This window comes from Glycomyces luteolus (genome assembly GCF_027622875.1).
Taxonomy (GTDB): Bacteria; Actinomycetota; Actinomycetes; order Mycobacteriales; family Micromonosporaceae; genus Glycomyces; species Glycomyces luteolus.
On record NZ_JAPZVP010000020.1, the window covers coordinates 59,303 to 73,147 of the forward strand.

At 66.5% G+C, this 13,845-nt stretch carries 14 protein-coding genes, 1 tRNA gene and 2 pseudogenes; 7 read left to right on the plus strand and 10 right to left on the minus strand.

The features are described 5' to 3' along the window. The first annotated feature begins 243 nt into the window (after nt 1–243). On the plus strand, nt 244–2,187 hold the full coding sequence (locus O1R50_RS21300) for a hypothetical protein (RefSeq protein ID WP_270112226.1): 1,944 nt from the start codon (nt 244–246) through the stop codon (nt 2,185–2,187). A gap of 97 nt (nt 2,188–2,284) precedes the next feature. On the opposite strand, the gene O1R50_RS21305 is transcribed toward O1R50_RS21300, so the two are convergent. Beyond that, on the minus strand, nt 2,285–2,902 hold the full coding sequence (locus O1R50_RS21305; RefSeq protein WP_270112228.1) for a GNAT family N-acetyltransferase: 618 nt from the start codon (nt 2,900–2,902) through the stop codon (nt 2,285–2,287). Between the two features lie 110 nt (nt 2,903–3,012). On the opposite strand from O1R50_RS21305, the gene O1R50_RS21310 reads away from it, so the two are divergent. The 3 genes and pseudogenes from O1R50_RS21310 to O1R50_RS26500 all read left to right on the plus strand — a co-directional run. Further along, the gene (locus tag O1R50_RS21310) at nt 3,013–3,822 is read left to right on the plus strand and encodes a TetR/AcrR family transcriptional regulator (RefSeq protein ID WP_270112229.1); all 810 of its coding nucleotides are present in this window, start codon (nt 3,013–3,015) and stop codon (nt 3,820–3,822) included. 526 nt (nt 3,823–4,348) lie between these two features. After that, complete coding sequence (locus O1R50_RS26495; protein ID WP_408612778.1) at nt 4,349–4,675, plus strand: transposase family protein; 327 nt, start codon at nt 4,349–4,351, stop codon at nt 4,673–4,675. 243 nt (nt 4,676–4,918) lie between these two features. Further along, a pseudogene (locus O1R50_RS26500) lies at nt 4,919–5,125 on the plus strand (hypothetical protein); the annotation flags it as partial. Nucleotides 5,126–5,434: 309 nt separating this feature from the next. Here O1R50_RS26500 and O1R50_RS21315 read toward each other — a convergent pair. After that, the gene (locus O1R50_RS21315; protein ID WP_270112230.1) at nt 5,435–7,297 is read right to left on the minus strand and encodes a hypothetical protein; all 1,863 of its coding nucleotides are present in this window, start codon (nt 7,295–7,297) and stop codon (nt 5,435–5,437) included. A gap of 288 nt (nt 7,298–7,585) precedes the next feature. On the opposite strand from O1R50_RS21315, the pseudogene O1R50_RS21320 reads away from it, so the two are divergent. Continuing rightward, nucleotides 7,586–8,466: pseudogene (locus O1R50_RS21320) on the plus strand (integrase core domain-containing protein); the annotation flags it as partial. A gap of 294 nt (nt 8,467–8,760) precedes the next feature. On the opposite strand, the gene O1R50_RS21325 reads toward O1R50_RS21320, so the two are convergent. Genes O1R50_RS21325 through O1R50_RS21345 form a run of 5 tightly spaced genes read right to left on the minus strand, consistent with a single transcriptional unit; the run spans nt 8,761 to nt 11,014 of the window. Continuing rightward, nucleotides 8,761–9,207, minus strand: a complete 447-nt coding sequence (locus tag O1R50_RS21325) for a hypothetical protein (protein WP_270112232.1) — start codon at nt 9,205–9,207, stop codon at nt 8,761–8,763. Nucleotides 9,208–9,222: 15 nt separating this feature from the next. Beyond that, nucleotides 9,223–9,756 carry an EndoU domain-containing protein gene (locus tag O1R50_RS21330; protein WP_270112233.1) on the minus strand — a complete coding sequence of 178 codons (534 nt, stop codon included), beginning with the start codon at nt 9,754–9,756 and terminating at the stop codon, nt 9,223–9,225. Between the two features lie 9 nt (nt 9,757–9,765). Further along, on the minus strand, nt 9,766–10,257 hold the full coding sequence (locus O1R50_RS21335; protein WP_270112235.1) for a WXG100-like domain-containing protein: 492 nt from the start codon (nt 10,255–10,257) through the stop codon (nt 9,766–9,768). Beyond that, nucleotides 10,257–10,580, minus strand: a complete 324-nt coding sequence (locus O1R50_RS21340; RefSeq protein WP_270112237.1) for a WXG100 family type VII secretion target — start codon at nt 10,578–10,580, stop codon at nt 10,257–10,259. Before O1R50_RS21340 ends, O1R50_RS21335 begins: the two co-directional genes overlap by 1 nt. An 8-nt stretch (nt 10,581–10,588) precedes the next feature. Then, entirely contained in the window at nt 10,589–11,014 is a 426-nt protein-coding gene (locus O1R50_RS21345; RefSeq protein WP_270112238.1) for a YbaB/EbfC family nucleoid-associated protein, read from the minus strand. Between the two features lie 221 nt (nt 11,015–11,235). Here O1R50_RS21345 and O1R50_RS21350 point away from each other — a divergent pair, with 221 nt between their 5' ends. Further along, the gene (locus tag O1R50_RS21350) at nt 11,236–11,598 is read left to right on the plus strand and encodes a hypothetical protein (protein ID WP_270112240.1); all 363 of its coding nucleotides are present in this window, start codon (nt 11,236–11,238) and stop codon (nt 11,596–11,598) included. Between the two features lie 299 nt (nt 11,599–11,897). Next, complete coding sequence (locus O1R50_RS21355) at nt 11,898–12,080, plus strand: hypothetical protein (RefSeq protein ID WP_270112242.1); 183 nt, start codon at nt 11,898–11,900, stop codon at nt 12,078–12,080. Nucleotides 12,081–12,140: 60 nt separating this feature from the next. Here the strand turns inward: O1R50_RS21355 and O1R50_RS21360 are convergent. The 3 genes from O1R50_RS21360 to O1R50_RS21370 all read right to left on the minus strand — a co-directional run bounded on the left by O1R50_RS21360 (nt 12,141) and on the right by O1R50_RS21370 (nt 13,823). Next, a tRNA-Trp gene (locus O1R50_RS21360) sits at nt 12,141–12,213 on the minus strand. 90 nt (nt 12,214–12,303) lie between these two features. After that, complete coding sequence (locus O1R50_RS21365; protein WP_270112243.1) at nt 12,304–13,137, minus strand: MetQ/NlpA family ABC transporter substrate-binding protein; 834 nt, start codon at nt 13,135–13,137, stop codon at nt 12,304–12,306. A gap of 32 nt (nt 13,138–13,169) precedes the next feature. Continuing rightward, nucleotides 13,170–13,823 (minus strand): methionine ABC transporter permease, encoded by a 654-nt coding sequence (locus tag O1R50_RS21370; protein ID WP_270112244.1) that lies wholly within the window; start codon nt 13,821–13,823, stop codon nt 13,170–13,172. Nucleotides 13,824–13,845: the final 22 nt, after the last annotated feature.

Genomic DNA, 13,845 nt, shown 5'->3' on the forward strand with positions numbered 1-13,845 from the left:
CATCTCAACGGCGAGCTGGGCGATCGTTCGAAGGACCGCCGTCGGAGGGGCGGCGAGGCCAGGACATTGCTTGTCGAGGGGTCGATCACGAGCCAACCTTTCGGCTTCCGGTGCTCTCTGTCCTCATGCTACGTCCGTCCCTCGAATCGGTCTCGCGGCCGGTCTCCGGGTAGGAGCGTCTCGCCCGGTCCAACGGCGGGGCGCCGACCTGGTCGGGCCTCGCGGAAGCGCGATACTGGGCCCATGCAGTGGTACTTCCCCGGTGGCGACGCCGACGAGTTCGAGCAGACGATCGAGATGCGCCTCAGACGGGCCGAGGCCTGGGCCGATTCCAACGGCCGCGTCTTCGACCCGGGGACGACGCAGGAGGCACTCAGATTCCGCCACGACAGCCGCGACGGCCGCCTCGGGTACTGGACCCCGGACCTGGTGCGGGAGTTCCTGACCGAGATCGTCCCCGAGCGCTTCACCGGCGGCATCGAGCACTACGCGCACGTCCCCGAGGCGCTGCGCACCTGGCTGCGGTTCCTCGAATACGCCGCCGCGCTCCACCCGCTCGGGTCGAGCGCGGACGCCCTGGAAGCGGCCGTGGACGAATGCGCCGAAGACTTCCCGTCCGCGTTCACCGACCCCGGCAACTGGGGACCGGCGCGGATCGCGGCGGAAGCCGCGCTCGCATCCGGCATCAACCCGGCCTCGCCAGGCGGTTTCGAGCGGTTGAACGCCTTCATGATGGACGAGAACGTCCGCTACGACCGCGTAGCGAGCGCAACCGCCATAGCCCGGCAGGCCGCCCGGCAGGTCCGCAACGAACGTATGCCCGCACTTCCCGCGGCCGAACTGCCTGAGTCTCAACGAATCCCCACGCTCGCGGGCGACGCCGCAGCCGTCCGCGGCGCGGCGGCCTTCCTCGACTGGCTCGGCGAAGGCCGAGCCATCACCCAGCGCGGCAACCTCCGCAAGGCGGACGCGGTCGCGCTCGTCCAGCTCATCGGCACCGGCGATGACACCGAGAGTTTCACCAGCGCAACGGACCTGCCGGTCCTGAACTGGTACGTGGAACTCCTGCTCGGCACCGGTCTGGCACGGCGCGTCAAGCAGCGTCTCGTGCCCGTCGCCAAGAACGCGCGGCTCGCCCGCGACCCGCACGCGCTGCTGCTGGCGGCATGGGAGGCCGAGCCGCTGTGGCGGCCCCGGCAACCTGGTCTGCTCGCGCCGTCGCGTTCGGAAGGGCATTATTCCTTCCTCCGAATGCTCATCGAAGCGCTGCTCGGGACGAACGTGGCGCTTCCGGTCGCCGAGGTGAAGGAACGGATCGGTGCGGCAGCCACCGGCGGCGACGACGGTCCCGACGGTCTGCGCCACCTGGCCGTTTCCTTGACACTCCACCCGGAGATCGACCACGTTCTCACCGTGCTGCACCGGCTCGGCGCGGTCGGATTCGACCGGGAATGGGCACCTGACGAATTCGGCCTCACCGACTCGGACGAGGACGTATCGGTCCGGCTCACCGAACTCGGTCGCGCCCTGGTGTGGGCCAAATGGCGCGAGGCTGGTCTGACCGCCCCGGTCGTAGGGGAGTTGACCGGGTGCCCGGCGGCGGTGATGCTGGTGAACGTCGTCGATTACTACGACGAGGACACCGGCGTCGAGGAGATCCGACGCTGGCTCGCCGCGAACGGCGACGATCCGGGCCCGCTGCTGGAAGGGATCGCCGCGAACCCGTTCCGCACCAGCCAGAGCGCCATGTTGGGCGCCGCCGCGGACGCGGTCGGCCCGGAGCTGCTCGACCGCGCAGGACAGGACCGTCGTCTGGCGCCGATCGCACTGATGCTCAACGGTCTCCGGGGACGCGTCGATCTTGAAGCGCTGTTGGCGGGAACCGAGGCCGAGCGTGCCCAGTCGACGCTCGGTATCGCCGAGCAGATCCTAGAAATGGTCGAAACCCTTGGGCCGGAGGGATACGTCGAGTCCATGGACGACATGCCGCGCGAAGCGCGGGAGGGAATGGCGCGCCTGATCGCCGAGAGCGGCCACCCCGACCAATGGCTGGTCGACTTGTTCGCTGCGGAGATCGTGCCGCTCATGGCCGGTCCGGGAGCGCGCCGCCGGACCGGCCTGGAGGATGCCCGCAACCGGGCCAAGCACCTGAAGCGCAAGAAGAAGCGCCCGAAGCGCCGACGCTGAGAGCGCTGGAGTCCCACCGGCCAAGCGTCGCACCGAACCTCGCCGCGAGCGGCTCCCCAAGATCAAGGTCGATGACGGGCACGCCCGATCCGCGATCTCACGATCCGGCAGGTTCACGCCACATCGGAATCAGCCGAGGCCCGCCCTCGGGCAGCTGGATGCGCTCGCCGGTCTCCTCGAACCCGCACCGCTTGTACAGGCGCGCTGAGTCCTCGGTGCTCGCCTCCAGATATGCGGGTGTCCGCCCGCGGTCGGCCACCGCCAGCCGCTCGCGGAGCATCGCCCCGCCCGCGCCGGCCCCGCGATGCTCGGGCGCCACGGCGATCAGGTACAGGTACAGGTGCGGGAACCGGTCGGGATGCGCCGCACCGGTGGCGCGCAATGCCGTCTCGGCCCGGCGCAGGACCGCCAAGCCGGTCGACTCGGCCAGAGCCGCGGCCCGGTCGGCCTCGAGCTGGAGCTGATCGGCCGAGACCACCTGCCGCCACACCGAGATGCCCGCGATGTCCCCGTCCCGCTCGGCGACCCACACCTCGTCGTCGGTCAGGTGGTCCCGAAGTGACTCGGTCAGGTACTGCGCATACGCGTCTTCCGGTACCGGCCCGGCCGACGCCACCCACGCATTGGTCGCTTCGTCGGCGGTCGCCGCCGCGTAAGCGGGCACCAGGGCCTCCAGGTCGGCCCCGCCGGCCCTGCGGATCGTGATCGCACTCATGATGCCTCCTCGAAGGTGTACGACGTATCGACATCGCGAAACTATCCTTCGCCGCCAGTAAGGTCTATGATTTCGTCACACGATGAGACCTGTGACGAAATGGAACCGACGTGGACCGCTGCACCCAATGCGGCACCGAGATCGACCAGCCTGAGCGCGGGCGCCGCCGCCGCTACTGCTCCCGCTCCTGTCAGGCGCGCGCCTACCGCGCCCGCGCCGCCGCCCCACCGGTCGCACGCGTCGCCCGCCCCCGAAGCCTCACCTCCGGGCGCATCGCCACCGCCGCGATCGCGCTGGCCGACCACACCGGGTTCGCGGGACTCACCATGCGCCGCCTGGCCACCGAACTCGGCATCGCCACCATGAGCCTCTACCGCCACTTTTCTTCCAGGGACGCGCTCGTCGTCGCCATGACCGATGCCGTCCTCGATGAGGTCGAACCTCCCGGCGGCCACCTGGCCGACTGGCGATCCCGGCTGGAGCACGAGGCACGCGAGGAATGGGGGCTCTACCGGCGTCACCCCTGGGTACTGCCCGCGATCGCCAGCAGTCGCCCGCCGATCGGCCGGGGGCTCCTTTCGGCCGCCGAACGCATCCTCACAGGCATCGAACAGCCCGGCGTCGGCCCGGAACGACTGTTGTCGGTGTACCTGGCAGTCTCCGGTCTCGTCCAGGGCCTCGCCCTGCTCCCCGCAGCCGAGGAGACCGAGCGCGCCGCCACCGGCCAGACCATGGAGGAATGGTGGTCGCACAGAGGGGAAGAACTCGCAGACCTGCTGGGCGACTTCCCGTTCCTGTCCGAGCACTTCGGACCGGAGTCGATGGTTGTCGACTTCGACGCGCTGTTCGACTTCGCGCTGAAGACGCTTTTGGACGGCCTGGAAACCAGCGTGATCCCCGCAAGCACGGACAACAATTAGGCGAGCGACGTGAGAGCCGCCGTTTCCCTGCATAATGCTCGTCTTGGACCGGGCTGCTCCGCGTCTGCATCATCATCGTGATCGCAGGAGCCCTGGTGATCCTCGCGGTCTGGATCTGGCAGCGGGAAATGCTCTACTTCCCGGATACCGCCCCTCCCTCCGTTCCCCATGGGCCGTTGCAATCGAGCTGCGCACCGCCTGGTGGTCGACGGGTTCCTCATACCCACCCGCGACCTGACCGCTCCGGCGGGGCCTGTTCTCCGGAAAGCGCCACCGGCCCGGGCTGATCGCGCAGGTCATCAGCGACCTGCGCGGGCGTGTAGTCGACGGCGGCGCCGTCGTGGTCGGATTGGTCCACGATGAATCCGGGCTGGCGAAGGCGTACGATTCACACGACCTGGGAAGGCCCGAGCCTGGCGACCTCGGCTATCTGGGCGTGGTCCCACTGACGCCGTACCGGAAACCGGAGTAGGTCATCGACCACCTCGGCGGCACCGGTCAGACCGGCATCGTCGAGGGCACCGAAATCCGCGTCCGCAGGCCAGCCGAGGGCAGCCCGAACCGGGACCGGTTCGTCTCCGGCAAGGCGAAGCAGAACGCGGTGAAAACCATGGTCATCACTGATGCCGAGGGACGCGTGCTGTTCTGCAGTCCAGCGGAACCGGGCAGCCGCGCGGACATCACCCTCGCCCGGCAGCTGGGGTTGCCAGATCTGCTGGCCGCCCCTCGCCCGCCACCACGGCCGCCGCGAGCACATGAGCGACATCATCGGAGCCGTCGCCGGACTGCTCTCACACCAACAGACCGCCGCCCGCTCAACCGTATCCTCAGCCTGAGTGAAGGCCCTCCATAGGAACCGTTGCGCACCAACCACAACCATGCACGAGGTCGCTAGGAGAATCTATTTCCCAGGTTAGGGCTATGCATGGTCCTAACGGCGGCAGCGAGCCCGAAGCGTCTCCACACGCGGCCGCCGGGCAAGGCAGATCGCGCACGATCTGCCTTGCCCCCGGACGCGCCACCCACAAACCAGGTACGCGGCGAGCCCTGCGCATGTCAAAGTCAGATCGCTCCCTCACTGAACGGAACCCGCGCGATGCCTGACTCGACGACGATGACCCTGTGGCGCCCATGCGGTCCGGCCGAGCTTGAGCTGGTCCGTAAATCCGGTTGGATCGCTTGGCCACCTCGACTCCCCGATCAGCCGATCTTCTACCCGATCCTCAACGAGGGCTACGCGACGAAGATCGCCCGCGACTGGAACGCGCCCCGAGACGGCGTCGGGTGTGTGACCCGCTTCGACCGTCCAACAGGCCGGCGTCAGCAGCGGAGGGCCCAGATCAAATGGTCTGGGCCCTCTTATCCGTCTGCAGGCCTCATCGAGGCCTATGGGACGCAAACGACTTCATCCGCGGCCGGACACAGATAGATCGCGCAGATCGGTCTTGCCCCAGACCCGGGTACTCACGATCCAGGAGCGTGACGAGTCCTGGCCTGTCAGGGACCTCGCTGAACGGAACCTGCGCGATGCCTGACTCGAAGCTTTCGATAGGCCGCCAGGTCGATACACCGGAAGGGCCCGGCGGGTTGCCCCGTCGGCCCTTTGCTGCTGCTACTTCAAGCCGAATGACCGGATCGTGGTCTGCTCGACCTCTGTTCCGGCGTCATCGGTCGCGGTGAAGCGGGTCGAGGCGAACTCGGCGCCTTCAGGGTGTTCGAGGGTCGCGGTCGCGGTGCAGCCGTCGAAGTCGAGCGGGACCTCGGTCCAAGAGGCGCCGTCGTCGTAGGAGACCTGGAAGGTCATCGACTCGGCGATGACCGGTGCCGCGTGCCGTGCGACGGCCAGGTCGAGGCTGATGTCGAGCGGTTCAGCGGCGACGGCGTAGCCGCTTTCGACGCCGTCGGAGCGCATCGCCACGACCGGCAGCGATGGCCGCGACTCCTCGCCGTCGGCTAGAGCGTTGGGGTCGAGGTCGAACGACCATGCCGAGGTGTTGCTCGTGCCGAACGGCACCGTGTCGGTGCCGCGGGTCGTCTCGGTGGTCAGCGTGTAACGGCCGGCCTTTGTGAGTGCGGCGTCGACGACCAGTGCCGAGGCGGTGCCGTCGAAGCTGCCCAGCACTTCGCCGTTGAGGCTGAGCTCGGCGGTGCCGCTGTAGCCGACGAGCTTGACGCTTTCGTCGTTGTAGCCGACGGCCGGGTAGAGGTACGTCGTCGCGGAGGCGGTGTCGCCGCCGGCGAGGATCATCTCGGGGGCTCCGGCGCCGAACAGGCCGTGGCCCTTGGTGACAGCGGTGTCGCCCGTTTCGAGCACGGCACCGGTGTAGGTGTCCGCGAAGCCGTCGAGCATCGTGCCCTCGTCGTTGAAGACGCCGAACTCGTTGTATCCGCTCCACTCGACTTCGGGTCCGGCGCTGCGGTAGTCGGTGCGGGTCGAAGGCGCGTCGGTGGGGATCTCCAGGCACCAGCCCGCGTTCACCGAGCTGGTCGGGTTGCCCGAGTCGCAGGTCGTGCCCGACAGTTCGGTGCCGAAGCTGTTGTAAGTGGTCTTCTCGACCGCGAGTTCATCATCCGAGACGTAGAACGACAGATCCTCGGGGTAGCCGCCGATGTCGCCGAACGCGAGGTTGTACAGGTACGGCTCCTCAGCGCCCGCGGGGCTCGACAGCATCGGCTGGTAGATGAAGTCGAGCACAGGCCCTTCGGGCATCTCGGGTTCGGGCAGCACGAAGACGTCGGTTTCCGGTCCGGGGAAGCCCATGATCCCGGAGCCGGTCCCTTCGACCTCCGATGCGCCCTGGAATCCGACGCCGAGGATCGCGCTGTCGACGACGGCGTCCGGCTGGTCGACCTCGACGGTGACCGGTGAGGCGTCGGCGCCGTTGAACTCGGTCTTGACGGGCTTGTTCGCGAGGGTCACCGTGGTGATACCCATGACGAGTTCGGTCGAGGAGCCGTCGGCGGCCTCGTTCCAGATCTCGCCGAACACGAGATACTCGCCCTGGGGCAGCTCCGCGGTCGCGACGCCCCGCTCGTCGAACGAGAAGTAGCCCTCTTCGCCGGTGGCGGCGTTGTACGCGCCGATGAGGTTCCCGTCGGGGACGGCCCCCGAGGTGTCGGCGATGGCAACAGTGAGTTTCTGGGTGTCTGCCGCGGCGGACATCTCGCCCCCGGTCGGCACGAGGCCGTCGTAGTCGCGGCCGTCGAGTTCGGCCGTAGGGACGGCGGCAGCGTCGGTGTGGCCGCCTTCCAGCAGCTGCGTGACGTTGTAGCGCCGCGCGTCCTCCTCGCCGGAGCGGATCGCCTCGACCTTGTCGGAGGGGACCACGATCCGGTCCCCGGAAGGCCTGGTGAGCGCTAGGAAGTGGACGTCTTCCCGGCCCACGGCCGGCTCAATGCCGGTGACGCCGTTCGGCGCCACGGTCACCCGGTCGCCAGTCGGAAGTACGACGGTGCCCACGGCGGCCGACGACACCGACACCGCCTCGGCCGCCGCTGGCGACCCCGACTCGTTCGCATTCGCATTCGCATTCGCAAACGGAATAACGGCCAGCCCGGCCACCGCGAACCCGCCGACGGCCGCCGCCGCCATGCTCTTTCGTCTCCGCATGGAGAGTCTCCTCTGAATTGGAAGGACAAGAAGGCGCGCACCGACCAGAAGACGCGGCCGGCGACGAGGACGGTTGCACAGGCTCCACGGAAATTGTTCGTGCCGAGAACATGACCGACGAGTAGTGGAACCGAGGTGGACAACTGCGCGAGGTCGCGGACGACCATCCACCGCCACCTCGCCAAGGCGGGCCTGGTCGAACCCGCGCCGAAGAAACGCCCGCGCTCCTCCTACATCCGCTTCGAAGCGGCCATGCCGAACGAGTGCTGGCAGGCCGACTTCACCCACTACCGCCTCGCTGACGGATCCGATACCGAGATCCTCACCTGGCTCGACGACTGCACCCGCTACGCGCTCTCGGTCACCGCACACGAGCGCGTCACCGGCCCCATCACCCAGGGCACCTTCCGCACCGCCTGCGAAGCCCACGGCGTCCCGGCCTCCACGCTCACCGACAACGGCCTGGTCTTCACCACCCGCCTCGCCGGCGGCCGCGGCGGCAAGAACGCCCTCGAACACGAACTCGCCCGACTCGGCGTGGTCCAGAAGAACTCCCGCCCGAACCATCCCACCACCTGTGGGAAAGTCGAACGATTCCAGCAGACCATGAAGAAGCACCTCGCCGCGCAGTCACCGCAACCGGCCACCCTCGCCGATCTACAGGCACTCATCGATGCCTTCACCAGCGAATACAACGAGCGCCGGCCCCACCGGTCACTCCCGCACCGCGCCGCTCCTGCTGCGGTCTACACCACCAGACCCAAAGCCGCCCCCGGCGATGCTTGCGAGACTGCCGAACCAGGCCGGATCCGCACCGACACCGTCGACAAAGCCGGGTCGGTCACCCTGCGCCACAACGGGAAACTGGCATCGGACGCATCCACGAAGGCACCCGCGTCCTGCTCATCGTCGAAGGCCTCCACATCCGCGTCATCAACGCCGCCACCGGCGCACTCCTTCGCGAACTCACCCTCAACCCCGACCGCGACTACCAACCCACCGGCCGTCCCAAAGGCCCAACCAGACCTGCATAGCAAAACAGGCCGAACCTTTGCAGGTTCGACCTGTTTCCGATGTCCTGCGACATCACATTGCAGGGATCATCGAGGCCTATGGGAATTTGTATCCGCAGGTCAGGGTACTGCACACCCGCCTAGCGCCAGGAAAACCCGCCAGAACGACTGCAAGCGACCCTGGAGTCCGATGAGCCACCTCTCCTACAAGACAGCCGAACTCGGCTTGTTCGCGACTAGGTCTGGACTGCGGGAGCTCACGGCCCTGGTCCCCGAACTCGGCCACTCGCTACCGAGCGTCGCTTAGGCGGCTTTTCAGCCAGCTGGAATCCCAAGGCGGCCGCGGTAGGGGTGCGGTCGGTGCCAGGTCGATTCCCACAGGTGCAGCTCGGACTCCACGAGTGGCAGGTCCGGGCGGTAGACACGAGTCCGGTTCGGGGACACGGGCTTCGACTCAATGACTGTCCAGAACTGCTCCAACGCCCGAACAGCGACGTCGAACGGCATCTGCGCGGTACGTTCCGGCAGGAACTTGTGCGTGACGTGCACGCCGTCCCGTCTGAACTCGGCCCGGTGGACTTCGCCGTCGTAAATCTCGACGGCGGATTTTCCGGAATCCACGTCGGCGACCATCTGCAATGCGTCCAAGCAGCGGACCATGCTGTAGTTGACATCGAGCTTGAGGAACGCACCGAATTCAACGAAACGCTTGTCGTCGTAATCGATCGCGATGTCGCCGTCCTCATCCAGGTAGATTCTCAAAGTGTTGCCTTCCGCCTACTGGTCGAAGCTCGGGAATCCGTGGCCGATGTTGCCAGTCTTGGGATCATACCAGCCTTCGATCTTGACGATTTCGCCGTTGTCATCGGTGAAGGTGCCCTTCCAAGTGCCGTCGTCTGCGTTCTTCTTGGCTGAGTCAAAGGCTTGCGACGTGGCGTTGTCAACTTTTTCAGCCGACCAATGATCGGGAAAGAAAGCGCTAGTCCCCTCGCCCTGTTTGGGGATCCAGGGCGGGTCTCCGCTCTTGTTCTCGAACTCGACCTTGCCCGAGTACACGCCGTTGTCGTACTTGTCGGTCAATTCAGTCGTGCGGCGACCGTCATGGTCCATGCCACCGGGTCGGTGGTGGTATCCGCTGCCGTACCGTTCGCGTGTCTCCCGATTGGTCTTGATCTCACCGAGCTGCTGATGACGCAGTTCCTTTCCGGCCATCTGATTGCCGCGATTCGGCCGCGCCTTATACTTGTTCAGGAATGCCAAAGCGAGTTTGACGGGATTGTTCCCGCCACTGCCGGATTTCTTCTTCGCCATGCGGGTTTCCTAGTCGAGAAGTTTGAAGATCGCTTCCTGAATGAGGTTGCCGACGATCTCCCGGGCGATCTGCTGGAAGATCGGGATCTGCAGCAGGGAAGCCCCGAAGGTCACGGCCGCCTGGGCGATGGCCAGTGCGATCTGGACGGCGAGAATGACCACCTGCACGATGACCATGATCTTCAAGACCAGCACGATGATCGCGCAGACGACCATTCCGGCGCCACCGACCATGGCCCCGATCGAGCCGGTCGTGAGGATGTCCGACGGTCCGTCCTCGCCCCCCCACCAGGCTTTGAAGGCGTCGACTTCCTTGCCGACCTGATCGGCCCAGACCTGCGCTGCGCTCGCGCCACCCTCTCCGAGAATGTCGGACAGCTCATCACTGAAGTCCATCCAAGCCTGGCCCATGTCCATGAGAGCGTCTTCGTTCGATTGCGGGAAGTCGTAGCCGAGTACGCCCAATACGGCGACCAACTCATCCGGAAGCGTGATCGCCATCAGGAACCACCACCGAACTCGGACTCGAGACCTTTGAAAATCTGCGCGATTTCGTCGTCAACGGCAAGATGCTGTGCGGCGAAGTCGCGCACGTCGTACCCGGCGTCGGCGATCCCCTGAGCCAAGTCCTGGAAGCACTCCATCGCCCACTCGTACACGGCCTGATGGGCGTCGCCGATCAGGCCGCCGATCTCGTCACCGCCACAGGCGTCTCCGACTCCTTCGATCTTGGCCGTGAACTGCTCCAACGCGGCAAAGAAGCGCTCAGAGGTGCCCTCGAGTCCCTGTCCGGCCGAATCCATGCCTTCGGGATCGATGCTCAACCCCGGCATCAGCGGTTCCGCTCCTCTGAGGCCGCACGCGCGATGCTCGAATGAGCGCCCGCGAGGCTGGACATGAACGCCTGCATACGCTGAGTCGATTGCTGCTGAATCTCCTCGATCTTGCTCGAAAGTCCGTCGAGGTCCATCGCACCGGGCAGACCTGCCTGCTCACGGGCGGCGTCGAGCGCAGCGTTCACCGCGGTGGTGATCTCCTCGGCCAGAACCTCGGCACCCAAGCGGACCGCCCTCGGATCGACGATCGCGACTTTCACCGATCCGCTGAGAGTGGCAGTGACTCGCACCTGACCGTCCGCGGCCTCCGCTTCCACAGTCTGGGCGTCTACTGCTTCCTGAGCCTGTTTGCCCTCCCGGACCACGCTGAGGGCCCGCTCAAGGATGTCGCCGATGCCGGACGCGTCTGGGTTTGAATTCATCGATCCTGTTCTCGCTCTTGAGGTTCGGTGTGACCTTTGGGCCAAGGGCAAGAGCTTATCCAGTCGCTGCAACTGCTGCTGTTCGGCTGGGGAGCATGGGAGGCCAGGTACACAACCCGGTCGCCCTCGTGCCGGGGCGACCCGCCGACATAGAAACCAGATGCGTGGCGAGCCCTTGGAATGTCAGAGTCAGACCGCTCCCTCACCGAACGGAACCTGCGATGCCTGACTCGACGACGATGACCCTCTGGCGCCCATGCGGTCCAGCCGAGCTTGAGCTGGTCCGCGAGTCCGGATGGACCGCTTGGCCTCCGCGCCTGCCCGACCAGCCGATCTTCTACCCGGTCCTCAACGAGGACTATGCGACGAAGATCGCCCGCGACTGGAACGCGCCCCGAGACGGCGTCGGGTACGTGACCCGCTTCCAGCTCGACGGCGACTTCGCCGAGCGCTACCCGGTCCAGCAGGCCGGCGGCAGCACCATCCTCGAACTCTGGGTCCCCGCCGAAGACCTCGACGACTTCAACCACCACATCATCGGCCCCATTGAAGTCGTGGGCGAGTACCGTGCCGCGACTCCGTAAGAGGGGCCGGGCAGTAGGTCGGCATGAACCGTCTGCCGGCCAGCAGTTCATCGCCGGCCTTGATGACGGGGACCGAATCCAGATAGCCGCCCTCTAAGGCCGAAGCTCGGGCCTTGAGCGAACCGGGCCCGTTGCAGCGAACATGGTGCGACCCGGCGAACCGCGGGGCAGGCTGTTGGACTCGCTGCGTACTTGGCAGTGGCTCGTCGAGGCGATGGAAGGCACCGAACACCTCAATCGTCTACGAATACCTGAACGAACTCACCGCCCGGGACCGGCTTGAGGGTCTTCAGGGAGACATGCGAGACCCGCTGCGATACAAGTTCGACCGCCTGCTCGATGACCTCGACCAGCGGTTTCGAGCCCGCACATTCCATGACCACGGCGAGGAACTGGCGCAATATTGGAAGCCGCTCGCCGAAGGCAAGGAGACCCGCTGGTACTGGCTTCGACGCCCGATCACCTTGCCGCCGATCTGGTGAGCCCAGAGAAACGAAGAAGCGGCCCGGATCTTTCGATCCGGGCCGCTTCGAATCCATCTGCAGGAGTGACAGGACTCGAACCTGCAACCCTCGGTTTTGGAGACCGATGCGCTACCAATTGCGCCACACTCCTTCGCCCGTCCGGTTGCCCGGCCTGGCCGCAACTATCTTACGTGTTGGCTCCAGGCCGGTGCAACCGGGTTGGACTGGGTGTAATGGCTGGTTAGGAGGCCGGGATGACGGAGCCGTCGGTCCAAGTCTCGAGGATGTACTGCTTGACCTCGTCGGACTGCAGGAGTTCGCCGAGCTTCTTGATGTCCTCGTTGTCGGCATTCGCGGCCGTGGTGACCAGGTAGTTCGCGTACGGGTTGCCCTCGGCGGACTCGCTGGCGATGGCGTCCTCAGCCGGGCTCAGATCCGCTTCGAGGGCGTAGTTGCCGTTGATGACGGCCGCGTCGACGTCCTCGAGGGTGCGGGGGAGCTGGGCGGCCTCGACGGCCACGAACTCCAGGTTGCGCGGGTTGTCGGCGATGTCGTCCTCGGTGGCGGTGGTGACTTCGACCCCGTCGGCGAGGGTGATCAGGCCCGCGTCCTGCAGTAGCGCCAGCGCGCGGCCGCCGTTGGATGGGTCGGCCGGGATCGCGATCTGAGCACCGTCGCCGATGTCGGCGACCGTGGTGGCGGTGTTGGCGTAAAGGGCCAGCGGCTCGATGTGGACCGGGGCGATCTCGACCAGGTCGGTGCCCTTCGCCGCGTTGTCCTCCTCCAGGTAAGGCAGGTGCTGGAAGAAGTTCGCGTCGGTCGAGCCGTCTGCGGTCGACGGGTTGATCTGGAGGTAGTCGCTGAACTCCTCGATCTCGATCGTCAGACCCGCATCCTCGGCAAGGTTGTCCTGCACGAACTGGAGGATCTGGGCGTGCGGGACCGAAGTCGCCGCCACGGTCACGGTGCCGTTGGTCTCCGTGGCTTCGGAGCCGCCGTCGTTGCCGCAAGCGGACAAGGCCAAGGCTGCGGCGGCTGCAACGGATGCGCCCACGAGGGCACGACGATTGAACATGGTGTTCTCCTAAGGAAGGTAGGGAAATAACTTCAGCGGCGGTCGAGGGTGCGGGCGCACCGGTCGCCGAGGATCTGGAACAACTGGACGAGCACGACGAGGATGACCAGCGGCCAGATCATGTACTCGGTCTCGAAGCGCTGGTAGCCGTAGCGGTAGGCCAGGTCGCCCAGGCCCCCGCCGCCTACGATCCCGGCCATCGCGGAATACGAGACGACGGCCACGAGCGTCACGGTGAAGCCGCGGATCAGGCCGGGTGTGGCCTCGGGGAGGACGACGCGCCAGACGAGGCCGGGAGTACCAGCGCCCATCGAGCGGGCCGCTTCGATGAGGCCCGGTTGCACCTCGAGCAGCGCGCCTTCAACGAGCCGCGCGAAGAACGGGATGGAGGCGACGGTGAGCGGCACGATCGCCGCCTCGGTGCCGATGCTCGTCCCAGTAATGAGCCTGGTCAGGGGAACAACCGCGACCATGAGCAGCACGAACGGAGCGCTCCGCCCGATGTTCACGATCAGGCCGAGAGGAGCGTTCACCACTGCGAACGGCTTCGGGCCGGTCTTCGAGGTGATGTAGAGGATGGTGCCGAGGAGCAGGCCGCCCAGGAGCGTCCACGCCCCCGAGACCGCCACGATGTGCAGCGTCTCCCACAGCGCCTCGGTCAGCTGCTCGGCGAGTCGGTCCGTCACTGCGCCACCTCCTCACCCAGCA